The 21,093-nt window shown below is 44.0% G+C and carries 17 protein-coding genes; 1 reads left to right on the plus strand and 16 read right to left on the minus strand.

All coding sequences use genetic code 11. From position 1 onward, the window contains the following. Window positions 1-131: 131 nt before the first annotated feature. The 13 genes from O3629_RS04470 to O3629_RS04530 form a co-directional block, all read right to left on the minus strand. Window positions 132-749 carry an RpiB/LacA/LacB family sugar-phosphate isomerase gene (locus O3629_RS04470; protein ID WP_049497289.1) on the minus strand — a complete coding sequence of 206 codons (618 nt, stop codon included), beginning with the start codon at window positions 747-749 and terminating at the stop codon, window positions 132-134. A 365-nt stretch (window positions 750-1,114) separates the two neighbouring features. After that, window positions 1,115-2,473 carry a 23S rRNA (uracil(1939)-C(5))-methyltransferase RlmD gene (rlmD, locus tag O3629_RS04475; RefSeq protein ID WP_371608776.1) on the minus strand — a complete coding sequence of 453 codons (1,359 nt, stop codon included), beginning with the start codon at window positions 2,471-2,473 and terminating at the stop codon, window positions 1,115-1,117. A 64-nt stretch (window positions 2,474-2,537) separates the two neighbouring features. Continuing rightward, window positions 2,538-3,854: an LCP family protein gene (locus O3629_RS04480; RefSeq protein WP_014713185.1), complete on the minus strand. Its 1,317-nt coding sequence runs from the start codon at window positions 3,852-3,854 to the stop codon at window positions 2,538-2,540. Next, on the minus strand, window positions 3,851-4,705 hold the full coding sequence (pheA, locus tag O3629_RS04485) for a prephenate dehydratase (protein ID WP_371608777.1): 855 nt from the start codon (window positions 4,703-4,705) through the stop codon (window positions 3,851-3,853). Before pheA ends, O3629_RS04480 begins: the two co-directional genes overlap by 4 nt. Continuing rightward, a complete protein-coding gene (locus O3629_RS04490) occupies window positions 4,696-5,181 on the minus strand; it encodes a shikimate kinase (protein ID WP_013903419.1) in 486 nt (161 codons plus the stop codon). Before O3629_RS04490 ends, pheA begins: the two co-directional genes overlap by 10 nt. Further along, entirely contained in the window at window positions 5,174-6,457 is a 1,284-nt protein-coding gene (gene aroA / locus O3629_RS04495; protein ID WP_371608778.1) for a 3-phosphoshikimate 1-carboxyvinyltransferase, read from the minus strand. Before aroA ends, O3629_RS04490 begins: the two co-directional genes overlap by 8 nt. Window positions 6,458-6,629: 172 nt before the next feature. Continuing rightward, window positions 6,630-6,968, minus strand: coding sequence for a YlbF/YmcA family competence regulator (locus tag O3629_RS04500; protein ID WP_014713176.1), 339 nt, complete (start codon window positions 6,966-6,968; stop codon window positions 6,630-6,632). A 100-nt stretch (window positions 6,969-7,068) separates the two neighbouring features. Next, window positions 7,069-8,175: a prephenate dehydrogenase gene (locus O3629_RS04505; protein WP_371507887.1), complete on the minus strand. Its 1,107-nt coding sequence runs from the start codon at window positions 8,173-8,175 to the stop codon at window positions 7,069-7,071. Window positions 8,176-8,191: 16 nt separating this feature from the next. Next, window positions 8,192-9,358, minus strand: a complete 1,167-nt coding sequence (gene aroC, locus O3629_RS04510; protein WP_371507888.1) for a chorismate synthase — start codon at window positions 9,356-9,358, stop codon at window positions 8,192-8,194. A 6-nt stretch (window positions 9,359-9,364) separates the two neighbouring features. Beyond that, window positions 9,365-10,438 (minus strand): 3-dehydroquinate synthase, encoded by a 1,074-nt coding sequence (gene aroB / locus O3629_RS04515; RefSeq protein ID WP_371608779.1) that lies wholly within the window; start codon window positions 10,436-10,438, stop codon window positions 9,365-9,367. Window positions 10,439-10,599: 161 nt separating this feature from the next. Next, complete coding sequence (aroE, locus tag O3629_RS04520) at window positions 10,600-11,472, minus strand: shikimate dehydrogenase (RefSeq protein WP_371608780.1); 873 nt, start codon at window positions 11,470-11,472, stop codon at window positions 10,600-10,602. After that, window positions 11,462-12,139 carry a type I 3-dehydroquinate dehydratase gene (gene aroD / locus O3629_RS04525; RefSeq protein ID WP_134974149.1) on the minus strand — a complete coding sequence of 226 codons (678 nt, stop codon included), beginning with the start codon at window positions 12,137-12,139 and terminating at the stop codon, window positions 11,462-11,464. Before aroD ends, aroE begins: the two co-directional genes overlap by 11 nt. Continuing rightward, window positions 12,136-13,299 carry a class I SAM-dependent rRNA methyltransferase gene (locus O3629_RS04530; RefSeq protein ID WP_371608781.1) on the minus strand — a complete coding sequence of 388 codons (1,164 nt, stop codon included), beginning with the start codon at window positions 13,297-13,299 and terminating at the stop codon, window positions 12,136-12,138. Before O3629_RS04530 ends, aroD begins: the two co-directional genes overlap by 4 nt. Before the next feature lie 230 nt (window positions 13,300-13,529). Between O3629_RS04530 and O3629_RS04535 the strand changes: the two genes are divergently transcribed. Continuing rightward, entirely contained in the window at window positions 13,530-15,689 is a 2,160-nt protein-coding gene (locus O3629_RS04535; protein WP_371608782.1) for an LTA synthase family protein, read from the plus strand. Between the two features lie 52 nt (window positions 15,690-15,741). Here the strand turns inward: O3629_RS04535 and pulA are convergent, their stop codons facing one another. The 3 genes from pulA to ligA form a co-directional block, all read right to left on the minus strand. Next, entirely contained in the window at window positions 15,742-18,051 is a 2,310-nt protein-coding gene (gene pulA / locus O3629_RS04540; RefSeq protein ID WP_201089684.1) for a type I pullulanase, read from the minus strand. A gap of 78 nt (window positions 18,052-18,129) precedes the next feature. After that, window positions 18,130-19,092, minus strand: a complete 963-nt coding sequence (locus tag O3629_RS04545; RefSeq protein ID WP_045759326.1) for a diacylglycerol kinase family lipid kinase — start codon at window positions 19,090-19,092, stop codon at window positions 18,130-18,132. Window positions 19,093-19,101: 9 nt separating this feature from the next. After that, window positions 19,102-21,060: an NAD-dependent DNA ligase LigA gene (gene ligA, locus O3629_RS04550; RefSeq protein ID WP_371608783.1), complete on the minus strand. Its 1,959-nt coding sequence runs from the start codon at window positions 21,058-21,060 to the stop codon at window positions 19,102-19,104. Between the last annotated feature and the right edge of the window lie 33 nt (window positions 21,061-21,093).

A 21,093-nucleotide genomic window follows, 5' to 3' on the forward strand; every position in this document is an offset into this window, starting at 1 on the left:
TTCTAATTGAAACGAGTGCTCACTAAGTATGTCAGGTAGTCTTGTCTGTATCTGAAAACATATTCACATACCTTTTAATGATTAAATAAGGCTATCGTTAAAAGGTATTACCTAGACAAACTAGAATTTGTTCATTTCATTAAATCAGCTATTTCTTTCTTCCCATACGCCTTTACATTCTGAATTACATTCTGTTTCCTCTTTATTGATTCAAACAATGATATATCTAGTACATTTACGAATTCTTCAAACTGAATCTGCCCGATTCTTCTTATTTCTTTAAGTTTCTCAGCATCTCTTACCTTTCTCTCTGCCTCACTTTTTGGGTATCCTTGCCCAAATGGCTCCGAGAAAAGAGCTTCTATTGTTCTTTCGAGATTTTCAGTACCTGACCATGTATAATCTTCACCTAATGGTAATGATATCGCATTTCCATTATTAATCTGGGCAAATAAATAGGCATCATTCGGTGTAGGTGCATATCCGCAAATGACATCAGGCATACTATTACAAGCAAGCATCATTCCTTGTCCGGAAGAACAGCCCGTAACAACAAAATCAACTGTCCTACTTGCCAACAAGATACCTACAAGAATAGAAATCTCTATATACGAATATTTTTCATTTTCTTCTATCGTACAGCCAAAATTTATAACCTCAGATTTCTTTGGAGCGTACTTTACTACAGCATCATAGATTATTTGATTTTTGGGTGCTTGTGAACTTGCTTGAATAACTCCGATTCTCATACTCCCCCCTACAACTTCTAATTTAATTATTTCTTTTTCTTTGGTTTTGGTGCCAGTAATTCATCATACATTGAATTGAACAAGCCTTTGTTTTCTACAGTTTATTTACTTAGCGAGTGCAACTTTTGACATCAATCCAACGAACTCACACACTCGGCGGTTCGCTGTTACCGTATTGTCTCGTCGTAAACTCCTTACTCTACGACAGCTATACCCCAGGGCACCTTCTCGACCTTCGGTCTCACCTTGTCACATGGGCAGATCATCTGTTTCTACTTCGCTGATGCCTCAGCTCGTACAAGTAGTGACACCGCCTCAACATGGTGCGTTTGTGGCCTCAAAAGGTTCAGTGAACCTTTTGAGGATTAGCTACGTTTCACTAACAAGCTTACACATTCGACGTGATGCGTCTGCGGAAAAAGATCCACCGGCTGGACTTTCTTCAATTCATAACCTAACTCTTGGTAAAGTTTGATATCACGCGCCATGGTGGCGACGTTACAGGAGATATAGGCGATGCGGCCAGCCCCTGTTTGGGCACTTGCTTTGATGAAGCTTTCGGTCAAGCCCTTGCGTGGTGGGTCGACTAGGATAGCAGTTGGTTGGATGCCTTCCTTGAGCCAATTCTTCATGGCATTTTCTGCTGTATCACAGACATAGTGGGCATTGGTGATGCCATTTAGACTAGCATTCTTCTGGCTATTTTTTACTGCTTCTGGGATAACTTCCACTCCGTAGACTTCCTTGACATGCTTGGCAACTGACAAGCCAATGGTCCCAATTCCTGAGTAGGCATCAATCACGACATCCTCTGCTCTCAAGTCCGCAAAGTCAATAGCTGTCTGATAGAGCTTCTCTGCCATTTCTGTATTGACCTGGTAAAAGGCTGGGCCAGAGATTTGGAAGCTATTACCCAACATTTGATCGGTAATATAGTCTTGACCATAGAGAATTCGCCATTCTTTCCCAAAAATGGCATTGGTATTCTGATCGTTGATATTTTGCATAACAGATTTTATGGCTGGGAATTGCTTGATCAACTGCTCGATCAACTGGTCCACACGGAACACCTTGGGACGAGTTGTCACCAAAATGACCATAATTTCTCCAGAATGGTGGCCACGACGAACGACGAGATTGCGAATCAAGCCAGATTGTTCCTTTTCATCATAAGGCTTAAGGTCAAACCGACGAATCAAATCCCGAAGTGCCAAGACCACCTGGTCAATGACTGGATCTTGGATATAAAAGTCTTCGATCGGCATCAAATCATGAGAGTTCTTGCGAAAGAAGCCTGTCTCCACCTGACCATTGACTCGACGAACAGGCACCTGGGCCTTGTTGCGATACTGGACAGGATGGTCCATCCCCAAGGTCAGAGGCACTTCGATATCGGAGATTCCTGCCATCTTGTAGAGACTATCCTTGACCTGCTTGGCCTTGAATTTCAGCTGCTCTGGATAAGCCAGGTGGCCCAAGTCGGCAATACCGCTTCGCAAGTAAGCCAGGTCTAACTCTTCATTGCGGTGAGGGGATTTTTCCAGGTACTCCTCTACTTTTCCGTAACCGATTTTCTTATTGACCTTGAGCACGCGCATGCGGATCACTTCTCCTGGCAGGGCATTCTCCACAAAAAAGACCAGGCCATCGACCTTAGCCACTCCTGCTCCTTCGTGAGTCAAATCGACAATCTCAACGTCTACAATTTCATTTTTCTTTAACATGGTGTTCAATCTTTCTACAAATTAAAAGGGATGGAGTTTTCAAAACTCCTATCCCCTTATTATATCATCTCAGTCCCATTTGGTACAATTTCTTTTTATAAGCATCGAAATCAACGAGCAATCCTTGGCCACCATACATATCGTAGGCATCGACCCAATCCCCATTTTCTGGGATGGTCACTCGTTCAATTCCTTTTCCAGCACTTCCGACTAGTCCAAGTCCATTGGTCAATAGGAAGGAGAAAGGAACATTGGTAGACGTCATGGCAAAGACTTTCCCAAGGGCTTCAGATCCCGTAAAGAGTTTGGTTGGATCCTTGATCTGATGCATGATAGCGGACATAACCTCTTGTTGGCGACGGGTCCGACCAAAGTCCCCTTCATCGTCCTTACGGAAACGCGAGTAATTGAGAAGGGTCCGGCCATCCATCCGTTGTTTTCCAACCTTGATGGTTTGCTGCGGAACGACACCGTCTTTCATGTTCAAATCATCTGGTACTTCTACTTCACTGACTTTTTCGCCATCAACCGTTGAAAACTGCGCATTCATCTCGACCCCATTTGGGAAGAGTGTATCGATCGCTGTCGCAAAGGTCTTGAAATCGACCATGGCGTAATATTGGATGTCAATGTCAAAGTTGTCTTTGAGCATCTGACGCACCAATTCAGCCCCTTGGTTGTTATTTTGCTCCCCGATAGTGAAGGCAGTATTGAGCTTCTGGTCATAGTAGCCATCATATTCAGGAATATTTTGCTGGCTGACACCATCGATATGGACCAATGTATCCCGCATGAAGCTGACCATCTTGATCTTGCCTTCTTTGTTATTGACATTAACCACCATAATGGAGTCTGTCCGGGTCTCATCTGACTTCTCACCGATCCGACCATCTGTCCCCAAGATCAGGATATTGACCCCATCTCTTGACTTCTTGCCGTTAAATTTCTCAACGACAGCTGGTTTAGCATCTTTGCCAGCTGGCTTACTGTTGAGGCCTTTCACAAACATGAAGACCATGCCGCCGATAATAAGCAAGAAAAAGAGAGCAAGCCATTTGAGGATTCTCTTCACACGAATTTTTCTGCGGGGTTTCTTTCTTTTCACCGCACCACCAGCTACCGCAGTTTTTTTCTTAGACCTTTGGCTACGTGACTGGTAGACAGGAAGGTCACCGATTTGCTCTGAAACCTCACCTTGAACTTCTTCAGTACTTGCTACTTCAGGCGTAGTAGGTCTGGATTCCTCATAAGCTCCTTGACTCTTCTTGAGCAGGTACTTGTATTCTAGTTGTTCTCGTTCATTCAAATAATGAAAATTTGAGTATAAGTACTCTAATCGCTTTCGCTCATGGTGAGATAGAAAGTTTGATTCCTTACTCATTTTTTCTCCATTCCATTTTCTTTTAAGGTATAGACCTGATACTGACCCAAGACTTTTGTCTGAATGCCCAAACTGTCTAATTCTTGATAGGCAAACTGCAGAAGATCAGGCGCTTCGTTTAGGAGGTCAATAATGAAAAAGTATTCTCCTAAAGCTGTTTTTAGTGGCCGACTTTCAATCTTGGTTAAATTGATCCCCCGCCAAGCAAAGGTAGATAAACCTTTATAGAGGGCTCCTGCCAGGTTACTTGGTAAGGTCAAGGCCAAGCTAACTTTTTGAAGGGCCGGACTTAAAGTTTTTGAGATTGCGGGCTCTTTGGCCCCTAAAATCCAAAAACGTGTATAATTGTCCTCGATTTCTTGGATGTCTTTGGCCTGGACTTCCAAGCCATACTCACTTGCTGCTGCCAGAGGGGCAATCGCTGCAATTTCCAAGTCTGGATGTTCTGCTACATAGCGCGCTGCATAGGCTGTTGAAGCCGTCATTTCCATGGCCACATCTGGATAATGGGCCCTTAGAAAAGCCTTCCCTTGAGCCAAAGCCTGTGGATGCGAATAGACCGTTCGAATGAGACGATCTTTTTTAGCCACCAAGAGCTGTTGCTTGATGGGATAGACCACTTCTGCAACGGCCTGAATCGTCCCTTGATGAAAGAGGTAATCAAGGGTCTCATGGACACTGCCTTCAATAGAGTTTTCAACGGGGACGACTGCAAAATCGATCTCTTGATTCTCATAAGCTTTGATGACATCTGTGATCGTCCGATAGGCAATGCGTTCAGAAGTTGGAAAGCTATGAGTGGCCACATCATGGGTAAAAGATCCCTTGGGACCAAGATAGCCTACAAGCATCGAATGATCTCCGCAATTTCTTCAGGTGTTTTGTCCTCGACATCCACAATATGGGTAGCAATCGCTTCATACAAAGGCAAACGTCCATCAAAAATCTTCTTAAATTCTTCTTTTGTGTTGTTTAAAAAGAGGGGGCGTTGCATGGCTTTGTCATTTTGAATCCGGCTATACAAGGTCTCAAAATTCACTCGCAAGTAGATATTATGCGGATTTTTTTCCAGAAGGGCACGGTTATGAGGATTGACGACAATCCCGCCTCCAGGGGAAATAATGGCTGCCTCGTTTTCCAACAAACGCTCCAGCATTTCAGCCTCGCGACGACGAAAGGCTGCTTCTCCTTCCACTGCGAAATAGTCATTGATCGACATACCGATCTCTTCAACAATTAATTCATCCATATCATGGAACTTTGGATCAAGAATGCGACCAACGGTCGTTTTCCCAGCTCCCATAAAACCAAGTAAAATTTTAGCCATGCAGTAAGGTCTCCAAATCTTCAAAAAAACTAGGGTAACTGGTGTTGATGGCCTCTGCCCGATCCAACACCACATTTCCATCTCTCACCAATAAGGCAGCAATGGCAGCCATCATCCCAATCCGGTGATCTCCAAAGGTCTCTAAGTCAGCTCCATGTAGAGGAGTCGGTCCAGTGATGATCATGCCATCTTCCGTTGGCACGACATTGGCACCCATAGCATTGAGGCTATCTGCTACGACCTGGATGCGGTCCGTTTCTTTCACACGAAGCTCCTCAGCATCTGCAATCACGGTCTGACCATTTGCTTGTGTCGCTAGTAAAGCAATAATCGGCAATTCATCAATCAAGCGTGGAATCAACTCCCCATCAATCCGAATCCCTTTTAAGGACGAAGTCTTAACAGTGAGACTTGCAGAGACTGCTTTTTCATCGCGATCCTCCATGGTGAGATCTCCCCTCATTTCTTGAATCACATCGAGAATCCCTGTCCGCGTTTGGTTGATGCCAACATTTTCAATCTTGATCACACTCTCTGGCAGAATGAGGCCTGCCACTAACCAAAAGGCTGCACTGGAAATATCTCCAGGAACGATGACTTCTTGACCTTGGAACTCTTGTCCACCTTGGATGCGGATGGTTTTTCCATCCACCTGGATCTCTCCACCAAATTGGCGAATCATATCCTCCGTATGGTCACGCGTCTTTTCCTTCTCGATAATCGTTGATTCACCCTCAGCCTGTAAAGCTGCAAAAATGAGAGCAGACTTGACTTGAGCCGATGCGACTGGCAAACGGTAATGAATGGGTTGAAGCTGATGTGTCCCTTTTTCATGTAATGGCGGGCAATCGCGCTCTCCCTGACCAGCAATCTCTACTCCCACCTGACGCAGTGGAATCGCTACACGATCCATGGGCCGTTTGGAAAGACTATCATCTCCAACCATGGTCACTGCAAAATCCTGACCTGCTAGGACACCTGAAATCAAACGTATAGACGTTCCTGAATTGCCCATATCAAGGGGAGCGGTCGGAGCTTGAAGACCTTGAAAGCCTACCCCTTGAATCCGAATCACATCCCCATCATCCTGGATGGAGACTCCTAAATCACGAAACACCTGGATTGTAGAGAGCACATCTTCGCCTCGCAAGATATCATAAACCTTGGTTTCGCCTTTTGCAAGACTTCCAAAAATAATGGAGCGGTGACTGATGGATTTGTCACCAGGGACACGAATGGTTCCCTTTAGAGCCTTGCTATTGGTTCTTAATTTCATTGCCATCTCCAGAGTGCTTTTCCACATATTCTATCATAATTAGGGCATGAATTCAATTTTTGATCCAAAATTTGGAACAAAAAACGAATGTTTCCAAGCTTTTTTTGCGTTTCTTTTCTTCTACTGGCGAACGAAAATACCAGAGTCGAAATTACAACTCTGGTAGAAATTTCTATTTGTATAAATCTTGAATCGGCTCAAAGATGATCTTTTCAAGATCTGCAAGATAAATAGACAATTGTTGTTGTTTGGTGAAAAATTCATTCACAATCGGACTTGCTTGGATTTTTTCCATATAGTCCTTCATTTCTTGTTGCACAGCTTCTGTTGGAAGTTGACCGGATTGCATCAAGCCTTGTAGTTGATTTTGGAAAGCGACGTATTCGTCAAACAGCGTTTTCGCTTCTGGATTTGCTTCGATCGCTTGCTTGCTTTCTACGACAGCCTTGTATTCAGGAAGGTCTCGAAGGGTCCGAGAGAGTTCATTTGCTAGATCATAAATATTTGCCATTTTCTAGGCTCCTTTACTGATAAGATACTTCTATTATACTGTTTTTCCTTCAATATTCCTAAAATGAAGCAGGCCTTTTGATGCAAATCCTTCTGTAGACCTAGCGAGCAAGGACGGTATAAGACGTCGCCTGGCTGATCAATGTTTGAGCCCGCTCTTGATCCTCTGCATTTTTAAAGGTCAGCTGCAAAATCCCGTGGATATCTTCACGATTCTCTTCATTGATGTGAATATTAACCAAGGAAATCCCTTGTAGGAGTTGTAAGATTTCGAGGATCACACCTTCCTGATCGGGGACATCGATAAAGAGATCATAGGCACTATCGCGTCCAGCACGCTGATGGATCTGCATTTCTTTTCGGTGCTTCCGCCCTTCATGGAAAAAGGACCAAATAGCCTCTTCGTTATCGGCTTGAATGGTCTCAGCCACCTGATCCAAACGGTCTTTGAAATCTTCAATCCGCTCTAATATCGCTTGAGGGTTGGACAAGAGAATAGAGGTCCACATGCCTGGCTCACTTTCCGCAATCCGTGTCATATCCCGAAAGCCACCAGCTGCAAAACGGCGGGTCATTTCATGCTCTTCCCCATAAGCTGCGGCCTGCTCGACCAGAGTCGAGGCTAAAATATGAGGAAAATGGCTGATCTGGGAAGTCACTCGATCGTGTTCCGCGGCATCGATTTCAATAAAGCGGGATCCCAATCCACTCAGAAGCTCTTTCAACTCTTCCATGGCACCTCCTGTCGTCAAGCTGGAAGGGGTAAAAATATAATAGGCATTTTCAAATAAGGTTGCATCTGCCGCTACTGCACCTGTCTTATGACTACCAGCCATGGGGTGCCCTCCCACAAAGCGAACAGCCTTATCTGTAAATACCTTTTCAGCTTGTGCAACAATTTCTGCCTTGGTGGAGCCAGCATCTGTCACCAGTACCTGGTCTTTCAAATTCAGGCCAGCTAAGGTTTCTAAGTAAGACTTGGTTTGCTTAATCGGAAGCGCCAAAATAATAATATCCGCTAAAGGGGCAAAGGCTTCGAAATCATCCGTCACTTGATCCACCATTCCCCTTTCAAGGGCGATGGTTCGAGAGGCTTCACTACGATTGTAACCAAGAACGGTCACATTTGGGTGGGCCCTCTTAATGCCTAGCGCAAGTGAAGCACCAATCAAGCCCAACCCTGCAATATAAACAACTTTCTTCTCCAAAGGAAAACTCTTTCTCTTAAAAATTCTTAGTAAAGTCCCGGTGCTTAGCAACAGCTTCTTTCAATTCTTCCAAGTTATCGGATGAGAATTTTTCAAGCACTTCTGTAGCAAGGACCGTTGCGACCACTGCTTCCATCACCACTCCTGCAGCTGGTAGAGCCGTTGGGTCGCTGCGCTCAACCGTCGCCTTATAAGGCTCATGAGTTTCAATATCCACACTCATCAAGGGTTTGTAGAGAGTCGGGATAGGTTTCATGACGCCACGAACCAGAATGGGCTCACCATTGGTCATGCCCCCTTCAAAACCACCAAGATTATTGGTGCGACGGGTATAGCCAGTGTCCTGAGACCAGATGATTTCATCCATGACTTGACTCCCTTTTAGGCGACCTGCGTCAAAACCAAGGCCAAACTCAACTCCCTTAAAGGCATTGATAGAGACCACTCCTTGAGCGATTTTGGCATCCAATTTCTTGTCCCATTGCACATAGGATCCTAGTCCAACAGGCACACCGCCAACCAAGGTTTCCACAATTCCCCCGATGGTATCGCCATCTTTTTTCACTTGGTCAATGTAAGCCTTAACGGCTTCTTCTTGTTCTGGCACAACAATCGAAACTTCCGACTTCGCTGCCTTTTCCTTGATTTCTGAAACGGTTAGATTCTCGGGAATTGCAATCTCGATTCCCCCAAAATTAACAATGTGGCTGGCCACTTCAACGCCAATCTCTTCTAAAATCCGTTTAGCAACCGCACCAACGGCTACACGCATGGTCGTCTCACGGGCAGAAGAACGTTCGAGCGAATTACGAAGATCGTCAAAACGGTATTTCATCCCTCCGGCTAGATCGGCATGACCAGGACGTGGCTTGGTGATCTTACGCAGATTTTTCTTTTTCTCTTCGACCGGTGCTACATTCATGATCTCCAGCCATTTTTGGTGATCCAGATTGGTCACGTTCAGAGTAATCGGACCTCCCATGGTCAAGCCATGACGGACACCTGATGTGATCTCAACACGGTCACTCTCGATTTTCATCCGAGCACCACGACCATAGCCACCTTGTCGACGTTTGAGCTCTTTATTAATATCCTCTTCAGATAAAGGAAGGCCTGCCGGAACCCCCTCGATGATGGCTGTTAGTCGAGGCCCATGGGACTCTCCTGCTGTTAAATATCTCATACGACCTTATTCCTTTCTTTCTAAAAAGTCCTTCATTTCTTGAAGAGGGATTTGATGAATCGCTGCTTGCCCTAACTCTGGAACAATTACTAATTTCAAGCTAGTTCCACGCGCTTTTTTGTCATGGGTCAAGGCTTGATAAAGGGCTTCTTTATCCCAGTTCTCATAGGTCACCGGAAGGCCAAATTTCCGGCACATTTCTTCGATTTTTTGAGTGATTCCCTTTGGCATCAAGCCCTTTTCTTCTGCAACTCGGGAGAGCTGCACCATGCCCATACTGACGGCTTCTCCATGCATAACTTGCCCATAACCAGCTGTCGCTTCAATAGCATGTCCAATAGTATGACCAAAATTGAGATACAGTCGAATGCCATTGTCCAGCTCATCGGCCACAACATGGTCTCGCTTCACCAGGCAAGAATGGGAAATGATGCTCTCTGCATGCTCTAAAATACTCTGGACAGAACCATCCATGGCTTCCAATTCTTCCCAAAGTTCCGTATCTTGGATGAGACCATACTTGATCACTTCGCCCATCCCCTCGATCAATTCACGTTGCCCTAAAGTGCTCAACACTTCAGGATCAATGAACACACCGTCCGGTTGGGCAAAGGTGCCCACCATGTTTTTGGCAAAGGCTGTGTTGACTCCAGTCTTTCCACCGATAGAAGAATCCACCTGTGCAGTCAAGCTAGTCGGAATCTGGACAAAGGAAATTCCCCGCATATAAGTCGAGGCCGCAAAACCAGCCAAATCACCAACTACGCCACCCCCAAGAGCAACGATTCCATCACTGCGCGTCATGCCCTGGGTAGCTAGAAAGTCATAAACTTTTGAAACAGTGGTCAAATTCTTACTGGCTTCGCCTTCAAGAAACTCAAAGCGTACCACTTGAAAACCAGCTTTATTAAGGCTATTCTCTACAATAGCTGCATATAGCTTAGCCACGCGGTTATCGGAAATGATAGCGACTTTTTTATCGCCCCAAAGAGTGCGCAACCAGTCTCCAACCTGGTTGAGACCACCTCTTTCAATCACAATCTCATAGGAATGTCCTGGAATAGGTACCGATACGTTCATAGGAATCTCCTTCGTGTTATTCTTTCATTCTATCTTATCATGAAATAAGGCACATGTCTCAAACAAAATGAAAAAGAGACTAGAGCAAGACTGTTTTTTAAAAATCAGTTCTTGTTCTAATCTCATAAAGCTTTTTCAATAGGAAAAGGTAAAACCCTCTCTTAGTCACATACAAATTGGTGATATTCTGTTGTCAATGCTTCCCATACAGACTCTGTAGGAAATACTTTCCCAGTCATCAATTCAAAGGCTGCTTCAGCTTGATAAAAGAGCATTCCCAACCCATTTACCCTCTGGTTTCCTTGATTCACTGCTAGTTGCAAAAAGGGGGTCACTGCCGGATAGTAGGCCATCTCTACGATTAAGGCATGTGGGGGAAAGGTCAAGTGACTCGCTATCGGAAGAGACTCACTATCCATCCCAACACCAGTGGCATTTAAGATGAGATCGGCTTGATTAAAGGAGCTTTGAACGTCTTCATTTTTCTCAATCGCATACAATTCTATCAAGAAATCAAAGGCATCTTCTAGTAACTGAACCTTGGAACGATAATGGACCAATCTTTCCTCTCTTACAAAGACAAGGATACGTTTTACACCTAGATGAATCGCCTGCGCAATAATCGCTAAAGCTGCACCACCTGCACCTAAGAGAACCATTGTTTTTCCCTTAATGGAGAAAGCTGGAGGTAAACTACGAAAGAAACCAATCCCATCCGTATTATAGCCCTTAAGCTTGCCATCACGGTGAACGATGGTATTGACAGAGCCGATCTTTAGAGCCATCTCATCCACTTCATCTAAATAAGGAAAGACCTTTTGCTTAAAAGGCATGGAAATATTGGCCCCGATCATATCTAACTTCCGGATTTGGCTGACAGTGCTTTCTAAATCTTCTTCAGCAATATCCCAAGCCAGGTAAGCAGCATTGGTCGCTGTTAATTCATAGGCTAGATTATGGATGAAAGGAGAAATACTATGACGAATGGGATGGGCAATGACCGCTGCCATCCGAGTATATCCGTCAATCTTCATTTAATAACTCCCGAATTCTTCTCATGTTTTCAAGAGGAATTTGACCTGGAGCACTTTCTTCTCCGACTCTAGCATAAGACCAGGAAGAGCCTGTCAAATCAGCTGTCAAGCGCGAAATCTTCCCGACCTTGCCCATGGAAATCGTTACATATTCTTGTTCAGGGTTCAGTGTCTTGAAACCACGCGTATAATTCATCAAGTCAAGAACATCTTGTTCATTGTGGGCCATAACGGATACCTTGACTAATTTTGGAGAAAAGCTGGTCAATTCCGATAAGATCTCCATCATATTTTCCGGTGTCTCTTGGAAATTATGGTAACTGAGCACAAGATTTGAAAATTCCAACATTTCTTCAAAGACTTCACGGTGACTATAATACTCGAAATCGATATAATCCGGATGATAGATGGATTGAATATCTTTCAGGATTCCAACATATTCCTCGTTGGTCAGCTCCATCTCTCCACCTTCAGCTCGAGTCCGCAAGGTGAATAAAATTTCGCGTCCAGCAAATTTTTCAAAAACTGCAGGAGCAACAGTTAAGATCTCGCTTTTTTCTAAAAAGTCCGCACGCCACTCAATAACATCTGCATCCTCGTAACGCGAACTATCTAGTTGTTGCGCCTCTTCTAAGGAGCGAGGCATAATCGAAACAACTAACTTCATACATCCACCCTAATCGTAAATACTTTTAAGTAATTACTACTTTCTTCTTTCTTGTTCCATCGAAAATCACCCGGAAGTCCATATTCCGCTACATAGCGATGCTTACGACCTTGAAATCCCTTTTCGATTTGTTTTTTAAATTTATCTTTGGTCACATTTGCCGCATTGGTACTGAGAATCAAGGTCCCACCTGGATTTAAAATCTCAAGGGCCTCGCTGACCAACCGATGGTAATCTTTAGCGACTGAAAAAGTCCGTTTTTTATTCCGCGCAAAGCTAGGCGGATCGAGCACGATCACATCATAGCTTAGGTCATGGCGTTTGGCATATTTGTAATAGTCAAAGACATCCATCACGACAAAACGATGAGCATCCAGCGCCAAGCCATTTGCCACAAAATGCGCTTCTGATAATTCTCTACTTCTCTTAGCCAGATCGACCGATGTTGTCTCAACTGCTCCACCCATTGCCGCAGCAACAGAAAAAGCAGCTGTATAAGAGAACATATTGAGCAAGGACTGTCCAGCAGCTAAGCCATCGACCAAACTTCCTCGAACTTCATGCTGATCCAAAAAGATCCCCGTCATCAAGCCATCATTGAGAAAGACTTGGTAAGAGACCCCATTTTCCAGAATCAAAAATTCTTGCGGAGCTTCTTCACCATACACATGGGCCGATTCATAGTCCAAGCCTTTAAAGCGAATCTTTTCATAGCCCCCTCGGACTTCAGGAAAAACTTCTTGAAAGGCCGCTAAAATGATTTCCTTGATCTGATACACATAAAGGTTGTACCAAGAAAAGACAACAAACTCATCATATAAGTCAACCGTAAAGCCGCCAAAACCATCGCCCTCTTGGTTAAAGAGACGAAAAGCAGTTGTCTTCTCATCCTCATAATAAGAACGACGATATTGCTTGGCTTTGATGAAAAGTTCCGTAAAAAAGGCTTGATCAAAAGCAACCAACTCTTGAGAAACAAACCATCCAATTCCTTTATTCTGTTCAGATAAGTATCCGACTCCGAGGGATTGACCATCACCTGAAAGCAATTGAATCGCTTGATCCAAGGTAGGATGCGAATCAAGGTCTTGCTTTTCAAGGAGCGATTGTCCTTGTTTTAGTTTTCGAGCTACTTGCCGACTGACTGTGAGTTTTTTCATACCCTCTATTATAGCAAAAGTCTGCAGTTTTCACAAAGGGAGGCTTTATTTACTGGAACTTTTTTTACCATTTTATCCTAGCTCTCATCATTTAGCTTTGAACGATATAAAATACCGTATCTCTCCTATTTCTTTCCTCTTCTTTACAGTCATTTTTTTCTTTCTCCATAAAAATGTGGTATACTTGTATATGAAAATTTTTAGGAAATAAGACAAGGAAGTAACATTTTGTGAAAAAAATTACGAATTCGATACTCAATTTCATGAGTACCAGACTAGGATTTGTCTTGACCCTTCTGCTGCTCTACTGGTTCAAAACCATGTGGGCCTATTCAGTTGATTTTAATTTAGACATTCAGGGACCTTATCAGATCTTTCTAGCAGTGATCAACCCATTTCCGGTCAGCTTACTGTTAATCGGTCTAGCACTCTATATCAAACCTACCAAGCTCTTTTATAGTTTGGCTTTTGGGATCTACCTTCTCTTATTTATCTGGTTGATTTCCAATTCCATTTATTATCGAGAATTTACAGACTTTGTAACAGTTAATACCATGTTGGCTTCGAGCAAAGTGTCTGCCGGTCTCGGAGCTGCTGCTTTAGAATTGTTCCGCCCTTGGGATGTGATTTATATTTTGGATTTCCCGATTCTAGCTTTCTTCTTCTTTAAGAAATGGATTCGAATGGATAACCGTCCCTTCAATAAACGAGCTAGTTTTGCGATCACATCTTTGTCTGCTATGCTCTTTTCGGCCAATCTTTTCCTTGCAGAAATTGACCGGCCTGAGCTCTTGACTCGTGGGTTCTCAAACTACTATGTCGTTCGTGCCCTAGGCTTACCAGCCTTTCTAGGTTACAGTGCTAACCAGACCTATGCTGCCAACAAAGAACGTTCCAAAGCCTCCGAAGCAGATTTAAAACCGGTGGAAGAATATATCCAACAGCATTATGCCAAGCCTAATCCTGAGTACTTTGGAATGGCCAAAGGCCGTAATGTCATCTACATTCACCTGGAAAGTTTCCAACAATTCTTGATCGATTACAAGTTGAAAGTAGACGATAAAGAATATGAAGTGACACCTTTCTTAAACTCACTTTACCACTCGAAAGAAACCTTTGCCTTTTCAAACGTCTTTAACCAAGTCAAGGCAGGGAAAACGTCCGATGCTGAGACCATGATTGAAACAGGCCTCTTCGGACTCAACCAAGGTTCCTTTATGGTGAACTATGGTGGAACCAATACCCAACAGGCTGCACCATTTATTCTTTCAAAAAATGGTTACAACTCAAGCGCTGTTTTCCACGGGAATGCTGGAAGTTTCTGGAACCGGAATACCGCCTATAAACAATGGGGCTACAATTACTTCTTTGATGCCAGCTACTTCACCAAACAAAACAGCAGCAATTCCTTCCAGTATGGTCTTAATGACAAATACATGCTCAAGGATTCCATCAAATACCTAGAAAGATTGCAACAGCCTTTCTATACGAAGTTCATTACGGTTTCCAACCACTATCCTTATACAACTAGCTTGTCAGGAGATGATCTCGGCTTCCCTCTAGCTAAGACACAGGACGAAACCATCAATGGCTACTTTGCGACCGCTAACTACCTGGATTCTTCGATCAAAGCCTTCTTTGATTACCTGAAAGAATCTGGTCTTTACAAAAATTCCATCATCGTTCTCTATGGGGACCACTACGGAATTTCAAACTCCCGTAACCCAGCTCTTGCTCCTCTACTTGGTAAGAACTCTGAAACGTGGTCAAGCTATGACAATGCCATGTTGCAACGCGTACCTTATATGGTAGTCGTTCCAGGTATTGATAAGGGTGGCATCATTGATACCTATGGTGGCGAAATTGATATGCTTCCAACCTTGGAACATTTGCTAGGTATTGAATCCAACAAATTCCTCCAAGTTGGTCAAGATATGCTCTCACCAGATCATGATCAAATCGTCGCCTTCCGCTCCGCTAACTACTTTGTAACTCCTGAGTATACAAGCTATAGTGGCCGGACCTATTACACTAAAACAGGTGAAGAAATCACGAACCCAGACGAAAAAACCAAGGAAGAACTGGACAAGATTAGGGAAGCTGCTAACCTTCAATTGAAGATTAGCGATAGCATCCAGACCGGTGACCTCCTTCGCTTCTTCAAGGGCAATGATCTTGGAAAAGTCAATCCAGATGATTATTCCTACACTAATTCCTTCAAGGCATTGAAGAAGATTGAAAAGGAAAAAGGTGACAAATCAACCAGCCTTTATAACCAACGTGGCAATCAGTCCACCGTTGATCTCTTCAAGGCACCTACTTATAAAGAATTGCACCCAGAAGACGATAGTTCTTCCTCAACAGAGACCAGTAGCAGTTCTTCTAAATAAAGAGAATCCCTGAGTTTAAAAACTCAGGGATTTTGTGATTTCTTTAAAAAGATTACGCTTTACCTTCATCTAGGACTTCAAAAACAGAAGCTGTTAAATTCTCCACATAGAATGGTCGTTTATGACGACTATTCCCAACCATCAATTTCAATTTATTTGAATTTTGGAGGTAATATGGAAGTCCGCTGGCGTTGAAGATGACCAAGTACTTCTTGTCTCCTGTTAGTTCAAATATCAGAAGTCCACTACAATTAGTTGCAGATTGGATAAAGACTTGTTGGTAGATTTTATCATAGCTTTCAAGCCCTAAGACAGGAAGACTTGTCTTCAAATTGATCAAGCTTCGGATATAGGCAATTGATTCCTTGTTTTGACTGACCAGATCCCAGTTGACCTGATTCACAAAATCTGGAGCATTGTAGGAATTCATGGCCCGCTCACGATCCAAAGGAGTGATCTCTCCATCAGGACCTGTCGCTACCAATTTAGTCCGCATAAACTCTTGACCCAATTGCATAAAGGTCATACCCTGGAAGAGCAGGTTCATGGCCGTAGCCAACTCTGAGCGCTTGACTAAGCCTGCTACTTCTTCATTTGGATGGAGGGTCTGAAGCAAGTCATAGAGATTATAATTGTCATGAGCCTCCACATAATTCAAAACCTGATTCGGACTTAAATAATGACCCAGCTCTGCACTGCCTAGAACAGCACGCGCAACGATATTCTCTGTTGATTTTCGGCTGACAAAGCCACGTTTGATGGAACCATAAACCTCAGCTCCTTTAATGGCATCGCGCTCCGTGTCGTTAAAGAATCCAATACGTGGCAATTGCGCCGCATTGTCTTTCTTAGCCTTATCCTCTGGTGCGAGACCGGTTCCCATATCCCAACCTTCTCCATAAAGGAGAATGCGAGGATCCAGAGCATCCATCGCCTCCCGAATAGCATTCATTGTCGTCACATCGTGAATGCCCATCAAATCAAAGCGGAAACCATCGATCTGGTACTCTTTGACCCAGTGCGTAAGGGAATCAATCATGTACTTGCGGTACATTTCATGCTCACTTGCCGTCTCATTTCCGACACCTGTCCCATTTTGGAAGCGCCCATCTGGCTCCATCCGGTAATAATAATCGGGCACTGTATTTTGGAAAGGACCATGCTCAGTTGAGTAGGTATGATTGTAGACCACATCTATGACTACCGAAATCCCAGCGTCATGATAAGCCCGGATCATAGTTTTAAGCTCTTTCATGGTTTGTTTGGGATTGGATGGATCCGTTGAAAAACTGGTTTCTGGTGCAGAATAATTCTGAACGTCGTAACCCCAATTGTAGGTCACACGACCTTCTTCATCGTACTGTTTATAGCGATCAGATATCGGCTGTAATTGCACAACATTGACCCCTAACTGACGGATATAATCAAAGGCAGTCGCATCGCCATGGCTATTGACAGTTCCTTCTTGGCAAGCCCCCAGATAGGTCCCACGCAAAGACTCGTCTACACCTGATGTCGGTGACTTGGTCAAATCCCGAAGGTGCATCTCATAGATCACTGCTTGACAAGGATTGTCCAGGCGCCAGGGAGTCGCATCGGCGCCTTTTTTAGTGCCCCAATCAAACTGACGATCTGCTCTTGAGAGAATGGCTGAGCGCATTCCATCGGCTGTCGTTGCAATGCTATAAGGATCGCGCGTCACTTGATTCTGGTGTTCAAAATGCACACGATATTGATAAGCCATGCCACTTAAATTTCCTAGAAAATCTAGAATCCAAACACCGTGGGTGTTTTCTGGATGGTAGCTAGACTCTTGTTTGCCTCGCATCATCGGAATAGTCTTCCAAATAGGCGCATCCAAGTCTGTTGATTGATAGAGCAACAATTCAACTTTCTTGGCAGTAGGAGCCCATAGTTTAAAGCAATACTCCCCTTCTTCCTCCCGATGACCAAGCCAGCCTTGATAAGCCCATTTGGTGTCAAATTCCTTGGCATGGGTCGCCATATCGTAGGCATGAGGCTGACGATGACTATAAGCATGACTCGTCAAAGCAGCTTGCAAAGAATAATAGACAGTATCGTCCCCATCGAGAATCCAAACTTCTCGAACATGCCCTTCTGGTAAGAGTTCGATTTCAAAATCACGGGTTTTGGTGAGCCAATCTCCCTCTTTAACCAAGACATGACCCCGGTTCAAGGCATCCTCACTCTCATATACCAGATTTCCCTCTACTCCAAAATAATCTAACTTGGAGAAAGAGACTGATTTTCCTTCTACTTGATCCTGCCATTGCCACATATCATAGGCAAAATAATTTCCTTTTTGCTTATGAAAATGAAGCTTTACATGGTATTGTCGCATAACATTTTCCTATTTCCAATTTGATACCGAAGGAACCATTCGCACGTGAAACACGTACATGGTTCCAACTATTTGTTTTTATTCTTCAGATGTGTGAACCAAAGCATCGTTGTTGATTTCATCAATATTTGCAAAGAATTCCAAGTGATTATGAAAGACTTCCAATTCAACTGGAGTATCTCCCCCATATTCGCCATCTAGATTGATGCGGAATGGTTGAGCATTTTTCCCTAACATTTCGATCGACAACTTCTTGGTCTTAAGATATTCTACATTTTCATCGTGCACATGCTTGCCTCCATTAATAGCCTGAATCATCAAGGACAACATGTTAAAGAGATTGGCAGTCTTGACGATAATCAAGGTAAAATTTCCATCATCGAGCTTAGCATCTGGTGCGACACTTTCAAAACCAGCAATGGAGTTGGTCAAAGCCACAAAAATCATCGAAGCTGGACCTTCAAAAACGCCATTATCGTGTTCGATCCGCACCTTACGAGCCTTGTTTCGCGGCAACATTTTAGCAGCTTCTGCTACATAGGCAAAGTAACCCAAGCGAGATTTAACACTACTTGGAACACTGAAGGTCAATTCTGTCATGGTTCCTGCTGCAGCAATGTTGATGAAATACTTGCTGCCATAGGCACGACCAATGTCCATTTGAATGGTTTGATTCTTTTCGATAATGCGAGCAGCCGCCACAGGATCTCCCATCGGTATCTTCAAGGCACGCGCATAGTCATTGGTGGTACCGGTCGGGATAAAGGCCATCTGCGGACGATTTTCCAGACCTGCAACCCCATTGACCACTTCGTTAATCGTACCATCTCCACCAGCGGCAATGATTAAATCAAAGCCTGCCTTAGCGGCTCTTTCTGCTTCATTTTGGGCAGAAAATGGTTCTGGAGTCGTTTGATAAGCGCTAGTTTCATAGCCCACATCTTCGAGTACGTCCAAGACTTCCGCTATATTTTTCTTGATAATTTCTTGCCCAGAGGTCGGATTATAAATTAAACGGGCTTTTTTGATTCGTTCTACCATAAAGATCCTCTATAAACTTTCAAGCCAGGCCTCATCTTCTACCTGGATTCCTAATTCTTGTGCTTTGGTTAACTTGCTACCAGCGTCACTACCTGCAACGACCAAATCTGTTTTTTTGGAAACCGATCCAGTTACCTTAGCGCCCAGACTTTCTAATTTTGCCTTAGCTTCTGAACGTGTGAGTCGTTCTAGCTTCCCAGTCAAAACGACTGTCATTCCTGAGAGGGCCGCATCAGCAGCGACTTTTTCACCAAGATAAGTCATATTGACACCAGCTTCTTTAAGCTCTTGCAATAGGCGCTTGGATCCTTCTTGTGCAAAATAACGCTTGAGGCTTTCAGCCACGACCATACCGAGACTGTCAATGCTGGCAATTCGTTCTGGATCCGCTGTAGCCAATTGATCGAGGTCATGGAATTCTTGGAGCAAGATTTGACTAACCTTGCTACCAACATGGCGGATCCCCAAACCAAAGAGTAACTTCTCAGCTGAGTTTTCTTTTGAAGCTTGAATGGCTTCATGGAGTTTTTCAGCAGATTTTTCTTTAAAGCCTTCTAAGGTCAAAAGATCCTCGACTGTCAGACGATAGATCCCAGCTACATCCTCTACCAACTGAGCTGCGAAAAGTTTCTCTACAATAGCTGGACCCAAGCCTGTGATATTCATAGCATCCCGACTTGCAAAGTGGTTCAATCCTTCCTTAATCTGAGCTGGACAGAGCGGATTGATACAGCGAAGGGCCACCTCATCCTCGAAATGAAGCAACTCACTCTGACAGCTCGGACAATGAGTTGGAATGGCTAATGCTTGATCAGATACCCGTTTATCTTTGACAACACGCAAGACCGCAGGAATGATATCACCCGCCTTGTAGACGATGACGGTATCATCCTGATGAATATCCTTTTCAGCAATATAGTCCACATTGTGCAAGGTTGCCCTGCTAACAGTGGTTCCTGCTAGCTGGACTGGAGTTAAATTGGCAGTTGGCGTCACAACACCGGTTCGTCCAACGGTCCAATCCACTGATAAGATTTTCGCTTCTTTTTCTTCAGCTGGAAACTTATAGGCGACAGCCCATTTAGGAGCTTTTACGGTAAAGCCTAGTTCTTCTTGAACAGCTAGATCATTGACCTTGATGACGATCCCATCGATATCGTAGGGAAGATCCTCTCGAAGCTGAGCTACTTTTTGGATGAAGTCCCAAATTTGCTCCATATCCTCAGCCAGCACTCGCTCTTGGTTCACGACAAACCCTAAGCGGGCTAATTTCTGAAGCACGCCTTCCTGACTGCTTTGATCCGTCGGACTCACTTCTTGATACAAGAAGGTTGCAAGATTTCGCTTGGCCACGATTGTCGTATCCAATTGGCGAAGTGTTCCTGCAGCAGCATTCCGCGGATTAGCAAACTCCGGCTCGCCGTTTTCTTGACGGATCTGATTGACCCGATCAAAGGAAGCCCGTGGCATGTAGCACTCGCCTCGAACTGTAATGTTCACTGGCTCTGGTAACACCAAAGGAATGTCCTTGACCCGCTTGAGGTTCTCTGTAATATCCTCACCGACAGAACCATCCCCACGTGTCGCCCCCGTTACGAGGACTCCATTTTCATAGGTGAGGGAAATGGACAAGCCATCGATTTTCAGCTCACATACATAGCTGATAGAAGGAAATTCCTTACGGACACGCTGATCAAAGGCTTCTAATTCTTCACGCGAAAAAGCATCCTGCAAACTATAAAGGGGATACTGGTGCTGGTATTTGGTAAAGCCTTTTAAAACCACACCACCTACACGGTGAGTTGGACTCTCTGGTAAGATCTCATCTGGATGAGCAGTTTCTAGTTCCACCAACTCCCGATATAATTGATCATATTCACTATCTGAAACAGATGGAGCGTCTTTTGTGTAATACTCGTAAGCATATCGATTGAGTAATTCCACTAATTCTTTCATTCTGGTTTTCATGTTCTTATTTTATCATAAAATCTTAATTTAGCC

Source organism: Streptococcus sp. 27098_8_12, assembly GCF_041432115.1.
In the GTDB taxonomy this organism is placed as follows: domain Bacteria; phylum Bacillota; class Bacilli; order Lactobacillales; family Streptococcaceae; genus Streptococcus; species Streptococcus parasanguinis_V.

Bases quoted from the DNA above. Each gene is read 5' to 3' on its own strand.
- pheA (WP_371608777.1), bottom strand. From the start codon at position 4,705: ATGCTTGTAGGCTATCTTGGTCCCAAGGGATCTTTTACCCATGATGTG.
- O3629_RS04500 (WP_014713176.1), bottom strand. From the start codon at position 6,968: ATGGCAAATATTTATGATCTAGCAAATGAACTCTCTCGGACCCTTCGA.
- pulA (WP_201089684.1), bottom strand. From the start codon at position 18,051: ATGCGACAATACCATGTAAAGCTTCATTTTCATAAGCAAAAAGGAAAT.
- ligA (WP_371608783.1), bottom strand. From the start codon at position 21,060: ATGAAAACCAGAATGAAAGAATTAGTGGAATTACTCAATCGATATGCT.
- aroE (WP_371608780.1), bottom strand. From the start codon at position 11,472: ATGAAGATTGACGGATATACTCGGATGGCAGCGGTCATTGCCCATCCC.
- O3629_RS04480 (WP_014713185.1), bottom strand. From the start codon at position 3,854: ATGAGTAAGGAATCAAACTTTCTATCTCACCATGAGCGAAAGCGATTA.
- rlmD (WP_371608776.1), bottom strand. From the start codon at position 2,473: ATGTTAAAGAAAAATGAAATTGTAGACGTTGAGATTGTCGATTTGACT.
- aroB (WP_371608779.1), bottom strand. From the start codon at position 10,438: ATGAACGTATCGGTACCTATTCCAGGACATTCCTATGAGATTGTGATT.
- O3629_RS04545 (WP_045759326.1), bottom strand. From the start codon at position 19,092: ATGGTAGAACGAATCAAAAAAGCCCGTTTAATTTATAATCCGACCTCT.
- O3629_RS04490 (WP_013903419.1), bottom strand. From the start codon at position 5,181: ATGGCTAAAATTTTACTTGGTTTTATGGGAGCTGGGAAAACGACCGTT.
- aroC (WP_371507888.1), bottom strand. From the start codon at position 9,358: ATGAGATATTTAACAGCAGGAGAGTCCCATGGGCCTCGACTAACAGCC.
- aroD (WP_134974149.1), bottom strand. From the start codon at position 12,139: ATGAAGTTAGTTGTTTCGATTATGCCTCGCTCCTTAGAAGAGGCGCAA.
- O3629_RS04470 (WP_049497289.1), bottom strand. From the start codon at position 749: ATGAGAATCGGAGTTATTCAAGCAAGTTCACAAGCACCCAAAAATCAA.
- aroA (WP_371608778.1), bottom strand. From the start codon at position 6,457: ATGAAATTAAGAACCAATAGCAAGGCTCTAAAGGGAACCATTCGTGTC.
- O3629_RS04530 (WP_371608781.1), bottom strand. From the start codon at position 13,299: ATGAAAAAACTCACAGTCAGTCGGCAAGTAGCTCGAAAACTAAAACAA.